Genomic DNA, 20918 nt, shown 5'->3' on the forward strand with positions numbered 1-20918 from the left:
GGGGGGACCCTGTGGGAGAGTAGGACGCCGCCGAACAATTTTTCCGGGAAAGCCCCGTACCGCAAGGTACGGGGCTTTCCTGCGTTCACCACCCACCTCGTGAACGTTTCCGTCACCCCTGTGGCCCTCCCCGTGGCAGCTGAAGGTAGGGTCAGGGGGCATCATTGGCACGTTCTTCACGGGAGGCCCCCGGGTGGAGGTTCAGGAGACTCGGGTTCAGACGGACCGGGTGCTCACCATCCCCAACATCCTCAGCATGGCTCGCCTTGCCGGGGTTCCGCTCTTCCTGTGGCTGATCCTCCGCCCCGAGTTCGGCGGGCCCAAGAGCGACGGCTGGGCGCTGCTGGTGCTGATGCTCAGCGGTGTCAGCGACTATCTCGACGGCAAGCTCGCACGTCGGTGGAACCAGATCAGCAGTCTCGGCCGGCTCCTGGACCCCGCTGCGGACCGCCTCTACATCCTTTCCACGCTCGTCGGCCTGACCTGGCGCGAGATCCTCCCGCTGTGGCTCGCCGCGGCGCTTCTCGCCCGCGAACTGATGCTCCTCGTGATGGTCGGAATCCTGCGCAGGCACGGTTACCCGCCGCCCCAGGTGAACTTCCTGGGCAAGGCGGCCACGTTCAATCTGATGTACGCCTTCCCCTTGTTGCTGCTCAGCGACGGAAGTGGTTGGCTTGCATCGCTGGCCGCCATTTTCGGATGGGCGTTCGCAGGTTGGGGTACAACGCTCTATTGGTGGGCAGGGATCCTCTACGTGGTTCAGGTCCGCCGGCTCGTCAAGGCGGATGCAGTAGCCGATTGAGCTCGTTGACGCGGTGCCGCGCAGTGTGGCCGGCCCGCCGCTGATGAACCGGATGATGCCCCCGACGGGCGAAGTCGGCCAACCGTCGTCTCTTCAAGGAGGACGTTTCCGACATGAAGGCCGTCGTGATGGCTGGTGGCGAAGGCACTCGCCTTCGCCCCATGACCTCGAGCATGCCCAAGCCGCTTCTGCCCGTAGCCAACCGGCCGATCATGGAGCATGTGCTTCGGCTGCTGAAGCGGCACGGGCTCAATGAGACCGTCGTGACTGTCCAGTTCCTCGCCTCGCTGGTCAAGAACTACTTCGGGGACGGCGAAGAGCTCGGGATGGAGCTCAGCTACGCCAACGAGGAGAAGCCGCTCGGCACCGCCGGGAGCGTGAAGAACGCCGAGGAAGCGCTGAAGGACGACACCTTCCTCGTCATTTCCGGTGACGCGCTCACCGACTTCGACCTCACCGAGCTCATCGCCTTCCACAAGGAAAAGGGCGGCCTCGTCACGGTGTGCCTGACCCGGGTGCCCAACCCCCTGGAATTCGGCATCACCATCGTGGACGAGGGCGGGCAGGTCGAACGTTTCCTGGAGAAGCCCACCTGGGGCCAGGTCTTCTCGGACACCGTCAACACCGGCATCTACGTCATGGAACCCGAGGTGTTCGACTACGTCGAGGCCGACGTGTCGGTGGACTGGTCCGGTGACGTCTTCCCGCAGCTCATGAAGGAGGGCAAGCCCATCTACGGCTATGTCGCCGAGGGCTACTGGGAGGACGTCGGCACCCACGAGAGCTATGTGAAGGCCCAGGCCGACGTTCTCGAACGCAAGGTCGATGTCGACATCGACGGATTCGAGATCTCGCCGGGCGTATGGGTCGCGGAAGGCGCGGAAGTACACCCCGACGCGGTGTTGCGCGGCCCGCTCTACATCGGCGACTACGCAAAGGTCGAAGCCGGTGCGGAGATCCGCGAACACACGGTCATCGGATCGAACGTGGTCGTCAAGAGCGGCGCGTTCCTGCACAGGGCCGTGGTGCACGACAACGTCTACATCGGCCAGCAGAGCAACCTGCGCGGCTGCGTCATCGGCAAGAACACCGACGTCATGCGGGCCACCCGCATCGAGGACGGCGCGGTCATCGGGGACGAATGCCTGATCGGCGAGGAGTCGATCATCCAGGGCAACGTCCGCGTCTACCCGTTCAAGACCATCGAGGCCGGTGCCTTCGTCAACACATCGGTCATCTGGGAGTCGCGAGGACAGGCACACCTCTTCGGTACCCGGGGAGTGTCCGGGATCCTGAACGTGGAGATCACGCCCGAGCTGGCGGTCCGGCTCGCCGGAGCGTACGCCACGACTCTGAAGAAGGGCTCCACGGTCACCACCGCACGTGATCACTCCCGCGGCGCCCGCGCCCTGAAACGGGCGGTGATCTCGGCCCTCCAGGCCAGCGCCATCGACGTCCGGGACCTGGAGAACGTACCGCTGCCCGTCGCCCGCCAGCAGACCGCCCGGGGCAGCGCCGGCGGGATCCTGATCCGCACATCCCCCGGAGTGCCGGACTCGGTCGACATCATGTTCTTCGACGAGCGGGGAGCGGACCTCTCCCAGGCACGGCAGCGGAAGCTGGACCGGGTCTACGCACGCCAGGAGTACCGGCGGGCCTTCCCCGGGGAGATCGGGGACCTGCACTTCCCGTCCAGCGTCTTCGACTCGTACACCGGGGCCCTGCTGCGGAACGTGGACACCACGGGGATCGCCGACGCGGGGCTCAAGGTGGTCGTCGACGCGACCAACGGAAGCGCCGGACTCGTACTGCCCAGCCTGCTGGGACGGCTTGGCGTGGACGCGCTGACCATCAACCCCGGCCTCGACGAGTCCCGGCCCACCGAGACCGCCGAGTCCCGGCGCTCCGGGCTGGTGCGGCTGGGCGAGATCGTCTCCTCGGCACGGGCCTCGTTCGGGGTGCGGTTCGACCCGGTCGGCGAGCGGCTCTCCCTGGTCGACGAGCGGGGCAGGATCGTGGAGGACGACCGGGCCCTCCTGGTGCTGCTCGACCTCGTGGCGGCCGAGCGGCGCAGCGGACGGGTGGCACTGCCGGTCACCACGACACGCGTGGCCGAGCAGGTCGCGGCGTACCACGGCACGCAGGTCGAGTGGACGACGACGTCGCCCGACGACCTGACGCGCGTCGGACGCGAGGAAGGAACCATCTTCGGTGGAGACGGCCGCGGCGGCTTCATCGTTCCCGAATTCAGCAGCGTCTTCGACGGATCCGCAGCGTTCGTGAGACTCCTCGGACTCGTCGCCCGGACCCAGCTCACCCTTAGCCAGATCGACGCCCGCATCCCCCGCGCCCACGTCCTGCGCCGTGACCTCGCCACCCCTTGGGCCGTCAAGGGCCTGGTCATGCGCCGGGTAGTGGAGGAGGCCGGTGACCGCAGCGTCGACACGACGGACGGCGTGCGGGTCGTCGAGGCCGACGGGCGCTGGGTGATGGTGCTGCCGGACCGGGCCGAGGCGATCACCCATCTGTGGGCCGAGGGCCCGGACGACACCTCCGCGCAGGCACTGCTGGACGAATGGGCGGCGGTCGTGGAGAGCGCAGGTCAGTAGGGGTCCGCCCGGTGTGTCCGGAGGCGTCCGGCAACGCCTTCGGGCACACCGGTGGGGCCATTCGGCGGTAGCGGCGACGACGTGCGACGATGTGCGGCATGTCGCAGCAGCCCCCCGATCGGAGTACAGCCTCCCCGCCCGCGCGTCCCGACGCGTCCATGTCGCTGCTGACCAATGTGATGGACCACAGCCTGGACGACGGATACGCCGAAGCCTCGGCACGTCGCAAGGCGGACGGAAGCGCGGGCATGCCCCGCACGCTCAAGGCGAAGCTCGGCCTCGCCGCCTGTCTGGTGCTCGCCGCCCTCGTCGTCACGCTCGGTGCCGCGGAGGCACGCGTCGCCGCGCCGGTCCTCGCCAAGGAGCGCCAGGAACTGATCGACCGGATCGGCGACGAGACGGAGGCGGCCGACGGCCTGGAGTCCCAGGTGGACAAGCTCCGGGCCGACGTGGGCAGGCGCCAGCGCAAGGCGCTGGAGAAGCATGGCGGGGACCAGGGCGAACGGGTGGCGCTGCTCGCCGGGGCCACCCCCGTGGAGGGGCCCGGGGTGAAGCTCGTCGTCGACGACGCCAAGGACACCGCCCAGGGCGGCGGAGGGCCCAGGGAGACCAGCGGGTTCGCCGACACCGGGCGGGTGCGCGACCGGGACCTCCAGCGGTTCGTCAACGGCCTGTGGCAGTCCGGCGCGGAGGCGATCGCGATCAACGGCCAGCGTCTGACGGCCCTGTCCGCGATCCGCGCGGCGGGCGACGCCATACTGGTCGACAACAGACCGCTCGTGCCGCCCTACACGGTGCTGGCGGTGGGCAACGGCAAGCAGCTCGGCAACGCGTTCCGGGAGAGCGACGACGGCCAGTACCTGCAGGCGCTCAAGGACACCTTCGACATCCGGACGAGCCTGTCCGTGCAGCAGAAGGTGAGCCTTCCGGTCGCGCCGAGCCTGATCGTACGTACAGCAGAGCCTCACAGGGCCGCAGACACCGGCAGTGGTGCGGCAGACACAGGGAAGGGCACATCGTGATCGCCGTACTGGGCCTCGTCGTGGGAGTCGTGGTCGGACTGTTGGTCCGGCCCGAGGTGCCGGCGGTGGTCGAGCCCTACCTGCCCATCGCCGTCGTGGCCGCCCTCGACGCGGTCTTCGGCGGCCTGCGGGCCATGCTCGACGGGATCTTCGTCGACAAGGTGTTCGTCGTGTCGTTCCTGTCGAACGTCGTGGTGGCGGCCCTGATCGTGTTCCTGGGTGACAAGCTGGGCGTCGGAGCGCAGCTGTCCACCGGTGTGGTGGTCGTGCTCGGGATCCGGATCTTCTCCAACGCCGCGGCCATCCGCCGGCACGTCTTCAGGGCCTGAGGCCGATGAGCAACGAAGAACTCCCCGACGGCGGGCTTCCCGGGGACGAGGAGAGCAAGGACAGCGCGGACGAGCGGCCGACCGGCCCCGCCAAGGAGCTCACCGGGCGCCAGCGGCTGGTCGCCGGTCTGTGGCCGCCCCGGGTGACACGGGCCCAACTCATCGTCGCGCTGCTGCTGTTCGGGCTCGGCCTCGGGCTCGCCATCCAGGTGCGGTCCAACAGCGACAACAGCGCCCTGCGAGGAGCCCGCCAGGAGGACCTGGTCCGGATCCTCGACGAGCTGGACGACCGTACGCAGCGTCTCGAGGACGAGAAGCAGCGGCTGGACGCCCAGCGCACGGAGCTGGAGAACAGCTCCGACCAGGCCGAGGAGGCGCGCAAGCAGACCGTGGAGAAGGAGCGGCAACTCGGTATCCTCGCGGGCACCGTGGCGGCTCACGGCCCCGGGATCACGCTCACCGTCAACGACCCGGGGAACGGGGTCAAGGCGGACATGCTGCTCGACGCGCTCCAGGAGCTGCGTGCCGCGGGCGCCGAGGCGATCCAGGTCAACGGGGTGCGCGTGGTGGCCAACACGTACTTCTCCGGTGACGGGGGCGACGTCAAGGTCGACGGCCGCAAGATCACCGCGCCGTACGTGTTCGAGGTGATCGGCAAGCCCCAGGATCTGGAGCCGGCGCTGAACATCCCGGGCGGCGTCGTGCAGACGCTGGAGAAGGAGCAGGCCACCGTGCAGGTCGCACGGGCCGACGACATCGTGGTGGACGCCTTGCGACCGGCGAAGCAGCCTGACTACGCTCGGTCGTCGTCACCGTGAGTCCGCGGCGCGAAGGGGCCGGAGGAGACGGGCACAAGGTTGCGGGGGGTCGCCGCATCGTATTGGTGGCGCGTGGTGGAAACTGTCGAGTGGATACGGACGTTGTGAAGATGTCCGGGTCGGCAGGTGTGTTCATTCAGGGTTCGTCCTGCCCCACGGGCGGGTCTATTTCGGTCAAGGGGAATCGCCCGTGAAGTTGTTTGGGAAGTTGTTCGGCAAGAGCGCTCGCGACGAGGCCGCCCGCCATCGCGCACCGCGCCATGGCCAGGTGGATGAGCAGGGCACGGAACGCCCGCTCTTCCGTGATGAGGTGGCGGGTCAGGGCAGTGACAATTCGGGATTTTCCGGCGCGTCGTCTGTTGACCCTGCCGGTCCCGGCCGCATAGGTTTCGGAGAACCGTCGACCTCAAGTACGGGTGGAGGGTTCACCCCCGGACAGGAAGGCTCGTCCATGCCGGTCTGTACGAGGTGCGGGCACCGCAATGCCGAGGACAGTCGTTTCTGCTCCAACTGCGGTGCGCCGCTGAGGGGCGGGGTTCCCGAGCGTGCCTCGGAGACGACCTCGACCATCTCCATCTCCGGTCTCGAGGCGTACGAGGCGGAGGTCACCGGCCAGACGGCCGTACCGTCCCTCTCGCCCGAGGCGCAGGCCGCGGTCGACGCCCTTCCGCTCGGCTCGGCGCTCCTGGTGGTGCGCCGCGGGCCGAACTCGGGCAGCCGCTTCCTGCTGGACGGTGAGCTGACCACGGCCGGCCGCCACCCGCAGAGCGACATCTTCCTCGACGACGTGACGGTGTCGCGTCGACACGTGGAGTTCCGCAGGAGCCCCGACGGCAGCTTCACGGTCGCGGACGTGGGCAGTCTGAACGGCACCTACGTCAACCGCGAGAGCATCGACTCCGTGCCGCTGTCCAACGGCGACGAAGTGCAGATCGGCAAGTACCGGCTGGTCTTCTACGCGAGCCAGCGCGGCATCTGACCCGCCCCCCGACCCCGGTCGGGGGACCCCCAGGAAGGGCCATGCTGAGAACACCGACGGGCGGTGCCGTGACCGGCACCGCCACCGCCGACGAGCGCCCGATGAGCATCGGCACGGTGCTCCTGCGCCTGCGGGACGAGTTCCCCGAGGTCACGATCTCCAAGATTCGCTTCCTGGAGGCCGAAGGGCTCGTCGAGCCGCAGCGGACCCCTTCCGGCTATCGCAAGTTCCGCAGCGCCGATGTGGAACGCCTGGCCCAGGTGCTGCGCATGCAGCGGGACCACTACCTCCCGCTGAAGGTCATCCGCGAGCACCTCGACGCCCTCGCCCGCGGCGAGCAGTCCGCACTGCCCGCCACGGGCGGTGTGCGGGAGCTCGTCGGCGGCCGGGAGACGGAGCCGGGGCGGCCCACCGCGGCCCGGATCGGCCGCGCCGAACTGCTCGCGGCCGCCGAGGTCAGTGAGAGCGACCTCGACGAGTGGGAGTCGTACGGTCTGGTCGCTCCGACGGCCGAAGGCGGTTACGACGCCGAGATGGTCACGGTGGCCAAGCTTGTGGCGGATCTGGGCAGGTTCGGTCTGGAACCGCGTCACCTGCGTGCCATGCGGGCGGCCGCGGATCGTGAGGCGGGGCTCATCGAGCAGGTGGTCGCACCCCTGCGCCGACACCGGAATCCGCAGACCAGAGCACATGCGGAGGCCACTGCGAAGGAGCTGGCGGAGTTGTCCGTGCGGCTTCATTCGTCCCTCGTCCAGACCGCTCTGGGAATCCGGCTGCACTGATCACGACGGTGCCCGACTACCCAAACCTGCCGAGCACGTCCTAGGGTTGCTGTGTGAACGAGCTCGACGTTGTGGGTGTCCGGGTGGAAATGCCCTCCAACCAACCGATCGTGCTCCTGCGTGAAGTGGGAGGCGACCGGTACCTCCCCATTTGGATCGGTCCTGGTGAGGCGACCGCGATCGCCTTCGCCCAGCAGGGCATGGCTCCGGCCAGGCCGCTGACCCATGATCTCTTCAAGGACGTGCTCGAGGCCGTCGGCCAGGAGCTCACCGAGGTCCGCATCACGGACCTGCGGGAAGGGGTCTTCTACGCGGAGCTGGTGTTCGCCAGTGGTGTCGAGGTGAGCGCGCGGCCGTCCGACGCCATAGCGCTCGCGCTGCGTACCGGAACGCCGATCTACGGCAGTGACGGTGTGCTCGACGACGCGGGCATCGCCATCCCGGACGAGCAGGAGGACGAAGTGGAGAAGTTCCGCGAGTTCCTCGATCAGATCTCTCCGGAGGATTTCGGTACCAACAGCCAATGACCGGTCCATGGGGTCGCCAGCAGCACATCCGGCAAGCCTTTCCCGCTCGAGAGGCACGGGAAACCACCCTCGGGGTGATTATCACTCGGCGTGCCGAGTGTGGCGATCGTTGACGCACCCCGAGTGACTGCCTACCTTCGAGATGGCAGGTCAAGGACGGAGGTCGGCGTGAGAAGCAGCGGCGACGGTACGGCGGCGGGTGGGCCGTATCCGCAGCAGGGGAGTACAGCCGACCACACCATCGTGCAGCCGGTTCAACCGGCCGCGGTGGCGGGGGACGGCGGGGCATCGGCCGGCGACATCGGCTACCGGGGGCCCACGGCCTGTGCGGCCGCGGGCATCACTTATCGGCAGCTCGACTACTGGGCACGCACAGGGCTGGTGGAACCGAGCGTGCGCCCGGCGTACGGCTCCGGTACGCAGCGGCTCTACAGCTTCCGGGACGTCGTCCTGCTGAAGATCGTGAAGCGTTTCCTGGACACGGGCGTCGCCCTGCAGAACATCCGCACCACGGTGCAGCACCTGCGGGCCCGCGGATTCCAGGACCTGGAGCGGATGACCCTGATGAGCGACGGGGCCACGGTCTACGAGTGCTCGTCGCCCGACGAGGTCGTCGACCTGCTCCGGGGCGGTCAGGGAGTCTTCGGCATCGCGGTGGGCGTGGTGTGGCAGGACGTCGACGTCGCCCTGTCGCAGTTGCACGGCGAGCGTGTGGACACCGGTGAGACGCTGATCGGCAACAACCCCACCGACGAGCTCGCACGGCGGCGCAACCGCGCAGGCTGACCCCGGCACGGCCCCGGACCCGGCGATTGTCAGTGCCGTGGTGCAGCATCGGTTGATGTGAGAACCGTTCCCACCATCCTGCATCTGGACATGGATGCCTTCTACGCCTCCGTGGAGCAGGCGGCGAAGCCGAGCCTGCGCGGCAAGCCGGTGGTGGTGGGCGGGCTGGGGCCCAGGGGAGTCGTGGCTACCGCCTCGTACGAGGCACGGCGCTTCGGGGTCCACTCGGCGATGCCGACCGCGCAGGCGCGGCGGCTGGCGCCGAACGCGGCCTATCTGGTGCCCCGCTTCCAGCTGTACCGGACGGTCAGCAACCAGGTGATGGAGCTGCTCGCGCGGCTCTCCCCGCTGGTGGAGCCCCTCAGCCTGGACGAGGCGTTCGTCGACCTGGAGGCCGGTGGGAGGGCCGACGACACGGCTTCGGCACGGGAGATCGGCGAGCAGCTGCGTACCGCCATCGGCGCGGTCACCGGGCTCACCGGCTCGGTCGGGCTCGCCGGTTCCAAGATGCTGGCCAAGATCGCCTCGGAGGAGGCGAAGCCGAACGGTCTGCGGGTCATCGAGCCGGGCACGGAGCGGGAGCTGCTCGCGCCCATGCCGGTGCGGATCCTGCCCGGGGTCGGCCCCGCCACGGCGGACCATCTGCGCCGCGCCGGAATGACGACGGTGGACGACCTGGTCGCGGCGGGGGAGGCCGAGCTGGTGCGTCTGCTGGGCAAGGCGCACGGCGGCTCGCTCCACCGGATGGCGCTCGGCCACGACGACCGGCCCGTGGTCGCGGAGCGCGACGCGAAGTCGGTGTCGGTCGAGGACACCTTCGACGTCGACCTGCACGACCGGGTGAGGGTCAGGACGGAGGTGGAGCGGCTGGCCGACCGGTGCGTCCAGCGGCTGCGGGGCGCGGGACGGTCCGGGCGGACGGTGGTCCTCAAGGTGCGCCGGTACGACTTCTCGACGCTCACGCGGTCCGAGACGCTGCGCGGGCCCACGGACGACCCCGCGGTGGTCCGTGAGGCCGCCGCACGGCTCCTGGAGGCCGTGGACACCACTGGGGGCGTCCGGCTGCTCGGAGTGGGCGTCACGGGGCTCGCCGACTACACGCAGGAGGACCTCTTCGCCCAGGCCGCGGGCGAGCGGGCCGCGACCGGGGAACCGGCCGGGGAGGCGACGGCGGCGAAGGACGACCGGGCCGGGCCGGCGGACGGCCCGCGACCGGAGTCCCCGGGCACCCCCGAGGGCCCGGCCGCGCGGCACTGGCACGCCGGGCACGACGTGCACCACGACGCCTACGGGCACGGCTGGGTGCAGGGCAGCGGCATCGGGCGGGTGACGGTGCGGTTCGAGGAGCCGGATTCGGCGCCCGGCCGGGTGCGCACGTTCCGGATCGACGACGCGGCGCTGCGGCCTGCCGACCCGCTGCCGCTGGTGCGCGATCCGGCGGACTACTCCTCCTGGCCCGCCAGTCTGCCGAAGTCCCTGTCGGGGCCGACCTCCTCGGGCGGGGAGTCCAGACCGTAGTGCCGGTAGAGCTGGAGCTCCTGTTCCGGCGAGAGATGGCGGCCGACACCGAAGTCGGGCGCGTCCTTGATCAGCGCGCGGTCGAAGGGGACGCGGAGCGTGTCGTCCACGAATTGGCTGGGTTCCAGCGGGACGAACGCGTCCCGGCTGAAGAGTCCGGTGCGTACGGCCGCCCATTCGGGCACCCCGGTGGCGTCGTCGAGGTACACCTCGTCCACGGTTCCGATCTTGGTGCCCCTGCGGTCGAATGCCTTGCGGCCGATCAGGCTGCGCGGATCGATGTCGGTCTGCACGATCCCTCCCACTGGTCGCGGCTACTCCACAAGCACTACAAAAGGGCAGATTCGGGGGGTCGGCCACTCGAGGGTTCGACGAAGAACCCCGCTGGTAGGCTGGTGGCGGCCGCTGACCCCGTGCGGGAGAGTCCTCCGGAACTGATCCGAAGGCGCCGAAGGAGCAAATCCTCCCCGGAATCTCTCAGGCCCCCGTACCGCACGGACGAGGTCACTCTGGAAAGCAGGGCGGGTTCCGTGCGGCCGGGTGCCGGAGCGGTTCCCTTCCTCACCGACGGTGAAAGCCGGCAGGCCGTAGGGCATGCCGGTGAAGCTCTCAGGTTGAGATGACAGAGGGGGAGGCCGTCCGGGCACCCGCGCCGAGGTGCCCCTCGCAGGTCGTGACAGACCAGGAGGCCTCCACCATGACCCCCCGTCGCACCCCGCTCTCCCAGTTGGAGCAGGGCATTCCGTTCGAGCAGCGGCACATCGGCCCCGACGCCGAGGCGCAGTCGAAGATGCTCGCCCAGGTCGGGTACGGCTCGCTGGACGAGCTCACCGCGGCCGCGGTGCCCGACGTCATCAAGAGCACCGAGGCACTCCGGCTGCCGGGCGCGCGCACCGAGGCCGAGGTCCTCGCCGAGCTGCGCTCCCTCGCGGACCGCAACCAGGTGCTGGCCCCGATGATCGGGCTCGGTTACTACGGCACCTTCACCCCGCCGGTGATCCTGCGCAACGTCATGGAGAACCCCGCCTGGTACACGGCCTACACGCCGTACCAGCCGGAGATCTCCCAGGGGCGCCTGGAGGCGCTCCTCAACTTCCAGACCATGGTCGCCGAGCTGACCGGGCTGCCCACCTCCGGCGCCTCCCTGCTCGACGAGGGCACCGCGGCCGCCGAGGCCATGGCGCTCTCCCGGCGCGTCGGCAAGGTGAAGAACGGCGTCTTCCTGGTCGACGCCGACGCCCTGCCGCAGACGATCGCGGTCATCGAGACCCGCGCCGAGCCGACCGGTGTCGAGGTCGTCGTCGCCGACCTGTCCGACGGCATCCCGGCGGAGATCGCCGAGCGCGGTGTCTTCGGCGTGCTGGTGCAGTACCCGGGTGCCTCCGGAGCGGTCCGGGACATCCGGCCGGTCGTCGAGCAGGCCCACGGGCTCGGTGCGATCGTCACCGTCGCCGCCGACCTGCTGGCCCTGACCCTGCTCACCTCGCCGGGCGACCTGGGCGCGGACATCGCGGTCGGCACCACCCAGCGCTTCGGCGTGCCGATGGGCTTCGGCGGACCGCACGCCGGGTTCATGGCCGTGCGAGAGAAGTTCGCCCGCAGCCTGCCCGGCCGCCTCGTCGGCGTCTCCGTCGACGCGGACGGCAACAAGGCCTACCGGCTGGCCCTGCAGACCCGCGAGCAGCACATCCGCCGCGAGAAGGCGACCAGCAACATCTGCACCGCGCAGGTGCTGCTCGCCGTCATGGCCGGGATGTACGCCGTCTACCACGGCCCGGACGGGCTGCGCACGATCGCCCGGCGCACCCACCGTTACGCGACGATCCTGGCCGAGGGCCTGCGTGCCGCCGGTGCCGACGTCGTGACCGGCGCCTACTTCGACACCCTCACCGTGCGCGTCCCGGGCCGGGCCGCGGAGGTCGTCGAGGGCGCCCGCGAGCGCGGGGTCAACCTGCGGCTCGTCGACGCAGACCTGGTCTCCCTCGCCTGCGACGAGACCACCACCCGTGAGCAGATCGCCGCCGTCTGGGCCGCCTTCGGCGTCGACGGGGACATCGAGGCGCTGGACGCCTCCGCCGCCGACGCGCTGCCCGAGGGGCTGCTGCGCACCGACGAGATCCTCACCCACCCGGTCTTCCACCAGCACCGTTCCGAGACCGCGATGCTCCGCTACCTGCGCAGGCTCGCCGACCGGGACTACGCGCTGGACCGAGGCATGATCCCGCTCGGCTCCTGCACCATGAAGCTGAACGCGACCACCGAGATGGAGTCGATCACCTGGCCCGAGTTCGGCGCGCTGCACCCCTTCGCCCCGGCGGAGCAGGCGCAGGGCTTCCTCACCCTCATCCGTGAGCTGGAGGAGCGACTCGCCGAGGTCACCGGGTACGACGCGGTCTCCATCCAGCCGAACGCGGGCTCGCAGGGCGAGTTCGCCGGCCTCCTGGCCGTACGGGCGTACCACCGGGCCAACGGCGACGACCAGCGGACCATCTGCCTCATCCCGTCCTCCGCGCACGGCACCAACGCCGCCAGCGCCGTGATGGCCGGCATGAAGGTCGTCGTGGTCAAGACCGCCGACGACGGCGAGGTCGACGTCGAGGACCTCCGCGCCAAGATCGAGAAGCACCGCGAGGAACTCGCCGTGCTCATGATCACGTACCCGTCGACGCACGGCGTGTTCGAGGAGCACGTCGCCGACATCTGCGCCGAGGTGCACGACGCCGGCGGCCAGGTGTACGTCGACGGCGCCAACCTCAACGCGCTGGTCGGCCTCGCCCGGCCGGGGCGGTTCGGCGGCGACGTCTCGCACCTGAACCTGCACAAGACCTTCTGCATCCCGCACGGCGGCGGCGGCCCCGGCGTCGGCCCGGTCGGCGTGCGCGCGCACCTCGCCCCGTACCTGCCGAACCACCCGCTCCAGCCCACGGCGGGCCCCGAGACCGGCGTCGGACCGATCTCGGCCGCTCCGTGGGGCTCGGCCGGCATCCTCCCGATCTCCTGGGCGTACGTCCGCCTCATGGGCGGGGAGGGCCTCAAGCGCGCGACGCAGGTCGCCGTGCTGGCCGCCAACTACATCGCCAAGCGGCTGGAGCCGCACTACCCGATCCTGTACAACGGCCCGGCCGGTCTGGTCGCGCACGAGTGCATCGTGGACCTGCGACCGATCTCCAAGGCCACCGGCGTCAGCGTCGACGACATCGCCAAGCGTCTGATCGACTACGGCTTCCACGCGCCGACCATGTCGTTCCCGGTCGCCGGGACGCTGATGATCGAGCCGACCGAGAGCGAGGACCTCGCGGAGCTCGACCGGTTCTGCGACACGATGATCGCCATTCGCGGCGAGGTCGAGAAGGTGGCCTCGGGCGAGTGGAGCGCGGACGACAACCCGCTGGGCAACGCCCCGCACACCGCGGCGATGCTGGGCGGGGAGTGGAAGCACGGCTACAGCCGGGAGACCGCGGTCTTCCCGGCGGGCGTCTCGGCCGCCGACAAGTACTGGCCGCCGGTGCGCCGGATCGACGGTGCCTTCGGCGACCGCAACCTCGTCTGCTCCTGCCCGCCGCTGGACGAGTACGACAGCTGAGTCATCGGCGCGGGTGAGTGACGCGCACGCGCGTCGGGGCCGGTTCGGAGGGATCTCCGGGCCGGCCCCCGTTCGTACCGGCCGCGGTCAGGCGGCCTTCACCACCCGGCCGGCCTCCAGCGGCCGGTGCGGGGCGATGATCTGCCCGTCCGGAAGCAGCTCACCGGTGTCCTCGAAGAGCAGGACGCCGTTGCACAGCAGACTCCAGCCCTGTTCCGGATGGTGGGCCGCCAGGCGGGCGGCCTCCCGGTCGGCTGAGTCGGCGGTGGGGCAGGGTGGCTGGTGCTGGCACATGGCTGGGTTCTTTCGCTGCGTGGTGGTGAGTGTCCTGCGACTGGCTGAGCTGTTCATGGCCGCCCCCGTCTCGATCGGTCCGGTCCCAGTGTTGCCCCACGGGCGTCTTTCCGCAGGGATTTCGCAGCAGCACTTCTTCTTACTCGGAGGACGCGTCACCCGGGAGGACGGTTCAGTGCAACTGCACTGTCCCTTCGGGTGGTTCGGGGTGGCCTGAGCGGGCTAGTCCGGACGGGCGGGAGTGCGCCCCCGCAGCACCGTGCCCCGCCACTCGGGGCGGGGCACGGGGTGCCGGTGCGGCGGCGCGGCCGTCCTCAGGCGGGCGATCCGAGCAGGGGGCCGGGGCCGGGCGTGATGCGCAGGGTCATCACCCGGAGCAGGTCGGCGACCCGGTGCGGGCGGTGCGCCGCGATGCCCGGCGGGGCGGGGGCCAGCGGAACCAGCAGGTCGGCGGGGGCCAGCGCGCCGCCGGCGGCGTCGGCCTCGGGGTCGGCGTGCAGCCACAGCGCCAGCATGTAGAGCTCCGGGATGGACAGCAGCCGCGGCTGGTAGGACGACGTCACCGCCTCGGCCTGGCGCAGGGCGAGTTCGGTCGAGGCGACGTAGGGCCCCTCGAAGAAGTGCGAGAAGACCCAGCCGTCCGCGGTGAGGACGGTGTCCGCCGCGGCGACGGCCTGCTCCGGGCCGCGGATCAGGAAACGCCACGCGGCGAGCCCGGTGGCGGGTGCCAGGCCGCCCGGACCGATCCGGTCCAGCACATGGACGGGAAGCGGGAGTTCGGGACTCAGCGGTCCCTGGGCGGACCGGAGGGCAGGCGTGCGGGCCTCGCGGACGGCGGTGGGTGAACCGAGTGCCGCGAGGACGCTGCGCAGAGCGGGCGCGGGAGCCGGGGGAACATGCAGCGGCATGATGGGTCGCCTCTCACTTCGGAGACACGGTGGTGCGTGGGCGGGTGCAGACGGCGTTGTCGGCGTGCGGGGCCAGAGGGGCCGGTGACCGATCCGGTGCGTCAACTCTCTGCCTCGTCCGCGGAGTTTATACGACACGCGTTCACGCGGTGATTCCACTAGCCGTCGCAGCTATTGCCGACAAGGCAGTATCAGGACTTTATTATGCGGAGAATCTACTGTTTTCGTGTCCGCCGCGCAGTCACTGCCTGGTGTTTCCTCGCCGACGCGGTCGGCCGAATCGCGTCGGCGTTTTCACCACGTCCCCGGAGGGATACCGCGTGCTGCTCCATGCCCATGGAATGTGCCGCGGGCCGCAGGGCTCAGACTACTGGGTCCGCGGCGTTCGCGTAGGCGTTATGGATCACTCGGTCTGGGCATTATCGATCGTGATGCGAGTGGCCTGGGCCGTGGGTCGCCCACTTGAGGGAGGGACGCTCCGATGGGGGAGAAGGTCGTGTCCGGAGCCTTTGACCTGTCCGATCCGCAGAGGTACCGGAAGAAGCTCCACCAGTGCCTGGAGGGACTGGGGAGGCTTCTGGCGGAGCGGAGGTTCGACCGCCCCCGCAACCTCATGGGCATGGAGATCGAGCTGAATCTCACAGGTTCCGACGGGATGCCGAAGATGCTGAATGGGGAGGTGCTCCCGCGCATCGCGAGCCGCGATTTCCAGATGGAACTCGGGATGTTCAATTTGGAAGCGAACATAGTCCCGCACCGCCTGGAGGGGCGAGTTTTCGACCAGTTGGCCGAAGAGCTCAGAGCCGGTCTCGGATATGCCCACCGGAAGGCGGGCGAGGTCGATGCCGGGATCATGATGATCGGTATTCTCCCCACTCTGGGGCAGACGGACCTCGTGGCGGCGAACCTCTCCGACGCGGACCGCTACACCCTGCTGAACGATCAAATGGTGGCGGCCCGGGGCGAGGTTTTCTCACTCGATATCCAGGGCGTGGAGCGACTGGCCTGCACCTCCGCCTCGATCACCCCCGAGGCCGCCTGCACCTCGGTCCAGCTCCATCTGCAGGTGACCCCGGAGCGGTTCGCGGCCGTGTGGAACGCGGCCCAGGCCGTCGCCGGGGTGCAGATAGCACTGGGTGCCAACGCGCCCTTCCTGTTCGGCAGGGAGCTCTGGCGGGAATCGCGCCCGCCGCTCTTCCAGCAGGCCACCGACACCCGGCCGCCCGAACTGCGGAATCAGGGCGTGCGGCCCCGGACCTGGTTCGGCGACGGGTGGACCGGATCGGCGTACGAACTCTTCGAGGAGAACGTGCGCTACTTCCCGCCGCTGCTGCCGATCTGTGACGAGGAGGACCCGCTGAGGGTCCTCGACGACGGCGACGCCCCACGACTTCAGGAGCTGGTGCTCCACAACGGCACCGTCTACCGCTGGAACCGGCCCGTGTACGGCCTGGTCGACGGCGTGCCCCACCTGCGGGTGGAGAACCGGGTCCTGCCCGCCGGGCCCACGGTCACCGACGTGATCGCCAACGCGGCGCTGTACTACGGGCTGGTGCGGGCACTGGCCGAGGAGTCCCGCCCGGTGTGGACCCGGATGCCGTTCGAGGCGGCGGCGGAGAACTTCGACACCGCCTGTCGCCGGGGCATCGACGCGGAACTGATCTGGCCGCGTCCCGGCCGTACGGGCGGACTGGCCCGGGTACCCGCCGTCAAGCTCGTACGGGACGAACTGCTGCCGCTGGCCGCCGCGGGGCTCGACGCCTGGAACATCGAGGCCGCGGACCGCGACCGCTACCTCGGGATCATCGAGGAGCGCTGCAGGCGACGGGTGAACGGGGCGTCCTGGCAGGTGGACACCTACCACGAGGCACGGGAGGCCGGGCTCGGGCGGCACGAGGCACTGGCCGCGACCACCCGGCGGTACGCCGAACTGATGCACGGCGGAGAACCGGTGCACAGCTGGCCGACGGGTGCGCCCAGGCCGTGACGGACGTGCCGTGCGGGCCCGGCGAGGTGGACGCGTCGTACGGGTCCGGCGTGGCGGCAGCGTCGTACGGGTGCGGTGCGGCCGACGTGACGGGCGTGCCCCGGGCCGCGGGTGCCGTCCGTCGTGCCGGGCCCGGGGAGTGCGGTGCTATTCCTGGGTGACGCGGCCGCTCTGCCCGGCCGTCATGATGGCCTGCAGGATCACCGCCTGGATGTCGGCCGGGTCGGTGACCTGGTAGCCCCCGCCGCCGGTCACCTTCGCTATCTCGTGCAGTTCTTCGCGGTCGGCCTCGGGACCGACCGCGATGGCGAGCAGCGGCACCGGGCGTTCCGGATCGGCGATCCGCTTCAGCTCCGCGATCAGGGCGCTGCGGGACAGGGAGCGGACGTCCTGGTTCGATCCGTCGGTGAGGATCACCACGGCGTTGAACTTGCCCTTCACATAGGTCGCCTGGGCGTCCTTGTAGGCGGCCAGCGCGGTGTCGTACAGGCCGGTCGCGCCGCCCGGCACGGGCCGCAGCGCGGCGAAGGCGGCGGAGAGCTTCTCCCGGTGGGTGCCGCCGCCCTTCACCGGGTCGCCGAGCCGGTGGGTCGGCATCAGCCTGCGGTAGTCCTTGTCGCCGTCGAGCGTGGTGGCGAACTCCCAGAGCCCGATCTCGTCGTTCGGGGTGAACTGGTCGAGGGCCTGGATCAGGGACGCCTTGGTCACGTCCATCCGGGACTGGTTGCGTCCCGGCACGATCGTGGCCATCGATCCCGAGGTGTCGACGACCGTGGTGAGCCGCGCGCTCTGGACGGTGATCGTCCACATGCCCAGTGTCTGCTGGAGCTCCTCGGCGGTCGGCTGGGTGGTGGCCGCGGTGGCGTACGGCTGGGGCTTCCTGCCGCCCGCCGAGGCGACCATCGAGTCCCCGGCCGTTCCGTCGACCTTCCGGAAGCCGTGTTCCTCCAGGAAGGACTGCGAGGCCGGCTCGTTCAACAGGGTCATGAACCGCAGCGCCGCCCGGCCCTCGGCCGTGCTCATCCTGTTCTCGTCGACCAGGGTGTACGGGTAGTTGAGGAGCGGGGTGCCGTCCTCGGGGTAGAAGAGGTCGAGCCTCGCGGCGTCGGCCGATTCCGCGTTGTGGGCGAACGCGGCCTGTTCGGAGAGCAGCAGTGCCTGATTGCGGTCCGCATCGCCCTTCTTGGCGCCCGAGCCGCTCCGCGCCAGTGTCTTCAGCACCTCGCCGTCGCTGTCCGACATGCGCTGGGCGAGCAGCTTGGCGGTCGCCGCGACCCGGGTGTCGCTGTCGCCGTCCTGCTTCCCGGAGGACGTGCCGATGCCGGCGAGGGCGAGCAGCGCGGTGGCGCTGCGCGCCGGGTCGGCCGAGCCCAGGCCCGTCCTGTCCGACTTCATGGTCGCGGCCGTCAGTTCGGCCCAGGAGTACTTCTTCTTCGGCCAGCCGAGCCGCTTGGCCGCGGACGGCACCATGGCCATGGTCACGGGGGAGGAGGCGACGGAATCGCCCGGTGTCAGCGGGACGCCGTCGCCGGAGCCCTCGGCCCGGTCGAGCCAGAGGTCGGAGTCGGGCAGCCAGATCTGGTAGTCCGGGGCGCTGGTGTCCCTGGAAAGGGCCTCGGCGACCTTGTGGGAGTCCCGGGCGGTCACCGTCACGTACAGGCAGCGGCCGTCGGACCGCACCTCGTCCTTGCGCGCCCGGTCGGCGAGGGCGCGCACGGAGGGGGCGATGTCGGGCGAGGCCATCATGGACAGCCGTACGGCCGAGTCCTCGCAGGATTCCGAGAACGACAGCAGACCGCCCCGGGCGGCGACCGCCGTTCCCGCGGCCACCGCGAGGACGAGTGCGGTCGCGATCACGACGGTGCGGCGACGGCGGGGCGGTGACCCGTCCCCGCTTCCGTCCCTCGCGTGGTCGTCGGGCAAGCTGTGACGTCCCATGTCGGTGGTGCCCCTCCTTGAGGATGAACAAGGAAAAAGGGGGACCGCCCCATCACCATGGTGGTCGTCCCCCGGCCAGTCGCGCATGATCTTCGTACCTGCATTCGAGACCTTAACCGGACGGGGAGCGGGACGGAACGTGAATGCACAACTCAAGGCAGGTGTACAGGTGGAGGCGGGGCTTATGGCTGATTCTTTTCCCCGGGAGGCCGTGCCGCGACGAATTCTGCGGTCCGAGACAGTGCTCGTGCTGGCCCTCTCGTTGGGCGCCAGCGGAGTGTCTGCCCTGATCAGTTTTGTCGGTTCACTGACGAAACCAGGTGGTTTGAAGGATCAGGCCGCGACGCTCAACGGATCGTACGCACCGGGGCGTCCATGGCTGGATCTCGCCTGGCAGCTCTTCGACATCACGACCGCTCTGGTGCCCGTCGCACTGGTCGCGCACCTGCTGATCAGAGAGGGATCCGGGCTGCGGGCCATCGGCTTCGACCGCACCCGGCCGTGGTCGGACCTCGGGCGCGGCACGATGATCGCGGCAGGCATCGGGAGCGCCGGACTCGCCTTCTACCTGGTGGCGCGGGCCGCCGGATTCAACCTGACGGTGGTGCCGGAGTCCCTGCCCGACGTGTGGTGGAAGTTCCCGGTCCTGATCCTGTCCGCGCTCCAGAACTCCGTCGTCGAGGAAGTGATCGTCGTCGGGTACCTGCTGCGCAGACTGGACCAGTTGGGGTGGACGCCTACGGCTTCCCTGGCGGCGAGTTCGGTGCTGCGCGGCTCGTACCACCTCTACCAGGGGATCGGCGGCTTCATCGGCAACATGGTGATGGGCGTCGTCTTCGTGCTGCTGTACCGGCGCTGGGGACGGGTCGGGCCGCTGGTCGCGGCGCACACGCTGCTGGACATCGGGGCGTTCGTCGGATACGCCCTGCTGGCGGGGAAGGTGGGCTGGCTGCCCACGCCGTGAGTCGGGAAACCGCGCCGGGGCCGTACGGGAGCCTCCTGCACGGGAGCCTTCCGTGCAGGGGCCTTCCGCACGAGAGACTTCCGCACGGGAGTCTTTCGTGCGGGAGCTTTTCGTACGGGAGTCTTTCGTGCGGACCCGGCGTGGTTTGCCACAGGGCGGTCAGGGCTCAGGACGCCGTCAGCAGTTCGCCGTCGATGACCGTCACGGCGTTGCCGGTCAGCAGGGTCCGCCCGCCGCGCAGCGAGGTGCGGACCAGGCCGGAACGGGCGGAGACCTGGAGCCCGGTCAACTCGTCCCGGCCGAGCCGCGCGGACCAGAAGGGGGCCAGCGCGGTGTGGGCGCTGCCGGTCACGGGATCCTCGTCGATACCGAGGCGCGGGAAGAAGCCCCGGGAGACGAAGTCGTGGCCGAGGGCGGGGTCCTGCGCGGCGGCCGTGGCGATGACGCCCCGTCGGGAGAGACCGGCCAGCGCGACGAGGTCGGGCCGCAGCCCCCGTACGGTCGCCTCGTCGGACAGCTCGACCAACAGGTCGCCGACGTACGGGCCCGTGTCGTGGACGGAGAGCGGCTGCGCGCCCAGGGCGGCGGCCAGCCCGGCCGGGACGGGCTCCGGCGTCAGCGGGGCCGTGGGGAAGTCGAGCGTGATCGCGCCGTCCGGTCCGACGGCCGCGGTGAGGATTCCGCACCGGGCCGTGAAACGCATCGTGCCGCTCGCCGCCCCCGTGGTGTGCAGGACGTGCGCGGTGGCGAGCGTGGCGTGCCCGCACATGTCGACCTCGGCGGCCGGGGTGAACCAGCGCAGCGCCCAGTCGGCCTCACCGCCCGGGGACAGGGGGCGGACGAAGGCGGTCTCGGAAAGGTTCAGTTCCGCGGCGATCCGCTGGAGCAGACCGTCGTCGGCGAAGGTGTCGGCGTCCAGGATCATGACTCCCGCGGGGTTGCCGGTGAAGGGACGGTCGGTGAACGTGTCGACGGTGCGAATCCTCATGACGTGAACGTAAACGGGGAGCGGCGCCGCGGGCCAAGGCCAATCCCATGACATTGGCCCCGAAAACCGGCTGGCGGGGGCGGG

Annotated in this window: 18 protein-coding genes and 1 riboswitch; of the genes, 13 read left to right on the forward strand and 5 right to left on the reverse strand. The window is 70.1% G+C overall.

All coding sequences use genetic code 11. The features are described 5' to 3' along the window. The first annotated feature begins 193 nt into the window (after positions 1–193). The 10 genes from ABZZ04_RS32230 (at position 194) to ABZZ04_RS32275 (ending at position 10172) form a co-directional block, all read left to right on the forward strand. Complete coding sequence (locus ABZZ04_RS32230) at positions 194–802, forward strand: CDP-alcohol phosphatidyltransferase family protein (RefSeq protein ID WP_148837746.1); 609 nt, start codon at positions 194–196, stop codon at positions 800–802. A 113-nt stretch (positions 803–915) separates the two neighbouring features. Continuing rightward, the gene (locus tag ABZZ04_RS32235; protein WP_356935771.1) at positions 916–3411 is read left to right on the forward strand and encodes a mannose-1-phosphate guanyltransferase; all 2496 of its coding nucleotides are present in this window, start codon (positions 916–918) and stop codon (positions 3409–3411) included. 98 nt (positions 3412–3509) lie between these two features. Continuing rightward, complete coding sequence (locus tag ABZZ04_RS32240; protein WP_356935772.1) at positions 3510–4433, forward strand: DUF881 domain-containing protein; 924 nt, start codon at positions 3510–3512, stop codon at positions 4431–4433. Continuing rightward, complete coding sequence (locus ABZZ04_RS32245) at positions 4430–4762, forward strand: small basic family protein (RefSeq protein ID WP_003970459.1); 333 nt, start codon at positions 4430–4432, stop codon at positions 4760–4762. Before ABZZ04_RS32240 ends, ABZZ04_RS32245 begins: the two co-directional genes overlap by 4 nt. A 5-nt stretch (positions 4763–4767) precedes the next feature. Continuing rightward, the gene (locus ABZZ04_RS32250) at positions 4768–5580 is read left to right on the forward strand and encodes a DUF881 domain-containing protein (RefSeq protein ID WP_356935773.1); all 813 of its coding nucleotides are present in this window, start codon (positions 4768–4770) and stop codon (positions 5578–5580) included. Between the two features lie 61 nt (positions 5581–5641). Beyond that, positions 5642–6559, forward strand: a complete 918-nt coding sequence (locus tag ABZZ04_RS32255) for an FHA domain-containing protein (protein ID WP_356935817.1) — start codon at positions 5642–5644, stop codon at positions 6557–6559. A 41-nt stretch (positions 6560–6600) separates the two neighbouring features. Then, positions 6601–7341: a MerR family transcriptional regulator gene (locus ABZZ04_RS32260; protein WP_356935774.1), complete on the forward strand. Its 741-nt coding sequence runs from the start codon at positions 6601–6603 to the stop codon at positions 7339–7341. 53 nt (positions 7342–7394) lie between these two features. Continuing rightward, positions 7395–7868: a bifunctional nuclease family protein gene (locus tag ABZZ04_RS32265; RefSeq protein WP_006123076.1), complete on the forward strand. Its 474-nt coding sequence runs from the start codon at positions 7395–7397 to the stop codon at positions 7866–7868. A 168-nt stretch (positions 7869–8036) separates the two neighbouring features. Beyond that, positions 8037–8654, forward strand: a complete 618-nt coding sequence (locus ABZZ04_RS32270; protein ID WP_356935775.1) for a MerR family transcriptional regulator — start codon at positions 8037–8039, stop codon at positions 8652–8654. Positions 8655–8711: 57 nt separating this feature from the next. Further along, a complete protein-coding gene (locus tag ABZZ04_RS32275; RefSeq protein WP_356935776.1) occupies positions 8712–10172 on the forward strand; it encodes a DNA polymerase IV in 1461 nt (486 codons plus the stop codon). On the opposite strand, the gene ABZZ04_RS32280 is transcribed toward ABZZ04_RS32275, so the two are convergent. After that, a complete protein-coding gene (locus ABZZ04_RS32280; RefSeq protein ID WP_356935777.1) occupies positions 10097–10465 on the reverse strand; it encodes a PRC-barrel domain-containing protein in 369 nt (122 codons plus the stop codon). The genes ABZZ04_RS32275 and ABZZ04_RS32280 overlap by 76 nt on opposite strands. 113 nt (positions 10466–10578) lie before the next feature. Then, positions 10579–10675, forward strand: a riboswitch (glycine riboswitch). A 194-nt stretch (positions 10676–10869) separates the two neighbouring features. On the opposite strand from ABZZ04_RS32280, the gene gcvP reads away from it, so the two are divergent. Continuing rightward, the gene (gene gcvP, locus ABZZ04_RS32285; protein ID WP_356935778.1) at positions 10870–13755 is read left to right on the forward strand and encodes an aminomethyl-transferring glycine dehydrogenase; all 2886 of its coding nucleotides are present in this window, start codon (positions 10870–10872) and stop codon (positions 13753–13755) included. Between the two features lie 87 nt (positions 13756–13842). Here the strand turns inward: gcvP and ABZZ04_RS32290 are convergent, their stop codons facing one another. Beyond that, positions 13843–14049, reverse strand: coding sequence for a DUF5999 family protein (locus ABZZ04_RS32290; RefSeq protein ID WP_356935779.1), 207 nt, complete (start codon positions 14047–14049; stop codon positions 13843–13845). Positions 14050–14363: 314 nt separating this feature from the next. Continuing rightward, complete coding sequence (locus ABZZ04_RS32295) at positions 14364–14957, reverse strand: hypothetical protein (protein WP_356935780.1); 594 nt, start codon at positions 14955–14957, stop codon at positions 14364–14366. Between the two features lie 481 nt (positions 14958–15438). Here ABZZ04_RS32295 and ABZZ04_RS32300 point away from each other — a divergent pair, with 481 nt between their 5' ends. Continuing rightward, a complete protein-coding gene (locus ABZZ04_RS32300; protein ID WP_356935781.1) occupies positions 15439–16944 on the forward strand; it encodes a glutamate-cysteine ligase family protein in 1506 nt (501 codons plus the stop codon). 147 nt (positions 16945–17091) lie between these two features. On the opposite strand, the gene ABZZ04_RS32305 is transcribed toward ABZZ04_RS32300, so the two are convergent. Then, positions 17092–18882 (reverse strand): substrate-binding domain-containing protein, encoded by a 1791-nt coding sequence (locus ABZZ04_RS32305; protein ID WP_356935782.1) that lies wholly within the window; start codon positions 18880–18882, stop codon positions 17092–17094. Between the two features lie 184 nt (positions 18883–19066). Here ABZZ04_RS32305 and ABZZ04_RS32310 point away from each other — a divergent pair, with 184 nt between their 5' ends. Next, positions 19067–19846, forward strand: a complete 780-nt coding sequence (locus ABZZ04_RS32310; protein WP_356935783.1) for a CPBP family intramembrane glutamic endopeptidase — start codon at positions 19067–19069, stop codon at positions 19844–19846. 166 nt (positions 19847–20012) lie between these two features. Here ABZZ04_RS32310 and ABZZ04_RS32315 read toward each other — a convergent pair whose 3' ends face one another. Continuing rightward, positions 20013–20834 carry a PhzF family phenazine biosynthesis protein gene (locus tag ABZZ04_RS32315; RefSeq protein WP_356935784.1) on the reverse strand — a complete coding sequence of 274 codons (822 nt, stop codon included), beginning with the start codon at positions 20832–20834 and terminating at the stop codon, positions 20013–20015. Positions 20835–20918 lie beyond the last annotated feature (84 nt).

Source organism: Streptomyces sp. NPDC006435 (assembly GCF_040612315.1).
Classification (GTDB): domain Bacteria; phylum Actinomycetota; class Actinomycetes; order Streptomycetales; family Streptomycetaceae; genus Streptomyces.

Bases quoted from the DNA above. Each gene is read 5' to 3' on its own strand.
- ABZZ04_RS32235 (WP_356935771.1), top strand. From the start codon at position 916: ATGAAGGCCGTCGTGATGGCTGGTGGCGAAGGCACTCGCCTTCGCCCC.
- ABZZ04_RS32240 (WP_356935772.1), top strand. From the start codon at position 3,510: ATGTCGCAGCAGCCCCCCGATCGGAGTACAGCCTCCCCGCCCGCGCGT.
- ABZZ04_RS32250 (WP_356935773.1), top strand. From the start codon at position 4,768: ATGAGCAACGAAGAACTCCCCGACGGCGGGCTTCCCGGGGACGAGGAG.
- ABZZ04_RS32260 (WP_356935774.1), top strand. From the start codon at position 6,601: ATGCTGAGAACACCGACGGGCGGTGCCGTGACCGGCACCGCCACCGCC.
- gcvP (WP_356935778.1), top strand. From the start codon at position 10,870: ATGACCCCCCGTCGCACCCCGCTCTCCCAGTTGGAGCAGGGCATTCCG.
- ABZZ04_RS32290 (WP_356935779.1), bottom strand. From the start codon at position 14,049: ATGTGCCAGCACCAGCCACCCTGCCCCACCGCCGACTCAGCCGACCGG.
- ABZZ04_RS32295 (WP_356935780.1), bottom strand. From the start codon at position 14,957: ATGCCGCTGCATGTTCCCCCGGCTCCCGCGCCCGCTCTGCGCAGCGTC.
- ABZZ04_RS32300 (WP_356935781.1), top strand. From the start codon at position 15,439: ATGGGGGAGAAGGTCGTGTCCGGAGCCTTTGACCTGTCCGATCCGCAG.
- ABZZ04_RS32305 (WP_356935782.1), bottom strand. From the start codon at position 18,882: ATGGGACGTCACAGCTTGCCCGACGACCACGCGAGGGACGGAAGCGGG.
- ABZZ04_RS32310 (WP_356935783.1), top strand. From the start codon at position 19,067: ATGGCTGATTCTTTTCCCCGGGAGGCCGTGCCGCGACGAATTCTGCGG.
- ABZZ04_RS32315 (WP_356935784.1), bottom strand. From the start codon at position 20,834: ATGAGGATTCGCACCGTCGACACGTTCACCGACCGTCCCTTCACCGGC.